Annotated in this window: 3 protein-coding genes; all 3 read right to left on the bottom strand. The window is 72.1% G+C overall.

From position 1 onward, the window contains the following. Positions 1–192: 192 nt before the first annotated feature. Positions 193–519, bottom strand: a complete 327-nt coding sequence (locus VNF07_11950; GenBank protein HVB06948.1) for a hypothetical protein — start codon at positions 517–519, stop codon at positions 193–195. A gap of 117 nt (positions 520–636) precedes the next feature. Then, positions 637–1,821 (bottom strand): aminotransferase class V-fold PLP-dependent enzyme, encoded by a 1,185-nt coding sequence (locus VNF07_11955; protein HVB06949.1) that lies wholly within the window; start codon positions 1,819–1,821, stop codon positions 637–639. A 163-nt stretch (positions 1,822–1,984) separates the two neighbouring features. Beyond that, a partial coding sequence (locus VNF07_11960; protein HVB06950.1) for an ImmA/IrrE family metallo-endopeptidase occupies positions 1,985–2,527 on the bottom strand: 543 nt, incomplete at its 5' end.

The following is a 2,527-nucleotide window of genomic DNA, read 5'->3' on the forward strand; positions in this document are numbered from 1 at the left end:
TCGGTGTCGATGAACGACCGCAGGAAGCGGTCCCCCCGGGAGGTGCGAACGCTCCGCTCAGTTGCCATGCCCCTCGCTCCTTTGCCGCCGTGCGTTGGCCCACCGTAACGCCGGGAACCGCCTTCGTGCAAGGTTGATCGAGATATCAACCTTTCAGCTGGGCCGCCGCCCGGCGGCTACGAGACGAGGTCTTCAGCGGTCGACGGCACGCTCGAGCTCCGCCTTGTTCATCTTCGAGCGTCCCTTGATGCCCTTGTGGCGCGCCTCTTGGTAGAGCTGGCGGAGGGTGCGACCTCCCGGGCCACGGTGCGAACGCAGGCCGCCGCGCCGCCCCGAGGAGAGGTCCTCGGTCGAGGTCCGGCTCGCGGTGCGCGCCTCGCCGGCGCGCGCCCGCTCCTTGTTCACCGTGCGCGCCGCGATCTCCTCAGCGACGTCGTTCGAACGGCCTCGGCGCTTCAAGCCCTCCTTCACGTGCTGGTACTGACGCTCGCGCTTCGCGCTCCAAGCTCCCTGCGGCATGTCATCGCCTCCTCGCCTGGTGCCGTCGACGGGCACCGGGGCCGCGCGGTGCCTACCCCAGGCGCGTGCGCTCTAACGGCGAGACCCGCGCCGCGCCCGTCGCGCGTGCGCAGGTCCCTACGCCGAGGCGCGGAGCTCGTCGAGCGCCGCGGCGACGCCCCCGTGGTGGTGCGGCAGGCCGCCCCGCTCGAGGCTCAGCTCCACTCCGGCGAGGGCGGCGATGAGCGACAGGTCGTCGAAGTCCCCGAGGTGCCCGATTCGGAAGACCTTGCCGGCGAGCTGGCCCATGCCGGCGCCGAGCGCCAGCCCGAAGTGGTCGTGGGCGACCTTGCGGAACTCGGCGTCGGTGTGGCCCTCCGGCAGGAGCACGGCGGTGACCGTCGGGCTGTAGGCCTCCTTGGCCGTGCAGAGGAGCTCGAGGCCCCAGGCCTCGACCGCGGCGCGCGCCGCGCGACTGTGGCGGAGGTGGCGGGAGAAGATCTGCTCGAGCCCCTCCTCCATCAGCATGCCGAGCGCCTCTCGCAGGCCGAGGAGCAGGTTCGTCGCCGGGGTGTAGGGGAAGAAGCCACTCGCGTTCTGGTCGAGGACGGGCTTCCACTCCCAAAAGGCCCGTGGCAGCGACGCGCCCGTGCTCGCCGCGAGCGCCTTTTCGCTGACCGCGTTGAACCCGAGGCCCGGCGGCAGCATCAGCCCCTTCTGGGAGCCGGCGACGGTGACGTCGACCCGCCATTCGTCATGGCGGTAGTCGATCGAGGCGAGCGAGGAGACGGCGTCGACGAAGAGCAGCGCGGGGTGGCCCGCCGCGTCGATCGCCTCGCGGACCGCGGCGATGTCACTCGTCACGCCGGTCGAGGTCTCGTTGTGGGTGACGAGGACCGCCTTGATCGCATGGGCGGCGTCGGCCGAGAGGCGCTCCCGGACGAGCGCGGGGTTGACCGGAGAGCGCCAGTCCGTGGCGATCGTCTGCACGTCGAGGCCGAACTGCGCGGCCACCTTCGCCCACAGGCTGGCGAAGTGGCCCGTCTCGACGGTGAGGACGGCATCGCCCGGTGAGAGCGTGTTCACGAGGGCGGCCTCCCAGCCTCCCGTCCCCGAGCCGGGGAAGATCACCACGGGGCCCGAGGTGGAGAAGACCCGCTGCAACAACGGCATGAACTCCTGGAAGAGGGTCGCGAACTCCGGGCCGCGGTGGTCGAGCGTCGGTGCCGCCATCGCCCGCAGCACGCGCTCGGGGACGTTGGTCGGGCCGGGGACCTGGACGAGGTGGCGTCCCGGAAGGCGGGGCGCTGGGGACTGAGCCATTGGGGTAACCGCTCCCTTTAGTCGATCGGGCGTCGAGGCGCTGCACGCATCGTTGCAGATCGACGCCGCCGCGTTCGGTGCGGCAGGTGCCGCCACGAGCGCGCCGACGCGCCTCGCGCGCTCCGAGCAGTCGACCGCGCGCGGCGGTACTCGCGACCGCGCTTCAACGGAGCGCCAGTTGGGTGAGCCGCACCGCGGGAGAAGCCGTGGGGCCGCCCTCCAGGCCGTCCACCTCCTCGATCCAGGCAAGCGCGTCGAGGACGGCACGCGCCGCCCGCTGGATGCGGGCGCAGGAGCTCTTGATCGCCGCCACGGCGTCAGCCCCTCCCCCGGCCCAGGTGGCGAGGTAACCGAAGGAGTAGTCCCCGGAATCGATGCCGAGCGCCGCGCAGATGACGTACGCCGCCGACTCGGCCTCGAGCTCGGCGAGGGCTCGGCTGACGAACTGCTCATGGAGGAGCGCGTGCGCGAGCTCGTGCGCGAGCGTCTTCACCTGCTGGGCCGGGGCGTTCCGCTCCTCGACGCGGATGAGGCGGCGGGCGTGCGAGCAGTCCCCGTTCGATCCGGCCGAGAGCCTCGTCTCCTCGACGGAGAAGTCGAGGGTCTTCGCCACGGCTCGCAGTCGCGCGTACGCGCCACCCGGATCGCCGCCGGCGAGGCGCACGAAGACGGCGGGAGCGGGTGCGCCCTCTGTCTGGGAGTGGTC

Source organism: Acidimicrobiales bacterium (assembly GCA_035533595.1).
In the GTDB taxonomy this organism is placed as follows: domain Bacteria; phylum Actinomycetota; class Acidimicrobiia; order Acidimicrobiales; family Bog-793; genus DATLTN01.

Coding starts and splice junctions, on each gene's coding strand:
- VNF07_11955 (HVB06949.1), bottom strand. CDS start 1,821: ATGGCTCAGTCCCCAGCGCCCCGCCTTCCGGGACGCCACCTCGTCCAG.
- VNF07_11950 (HVB06948.1), bottom strand. CDS start 519: ATGCCGCAGGGAGCTTGGAGCGCGAAGCGCGAGCGTCAGTACCAGCAC.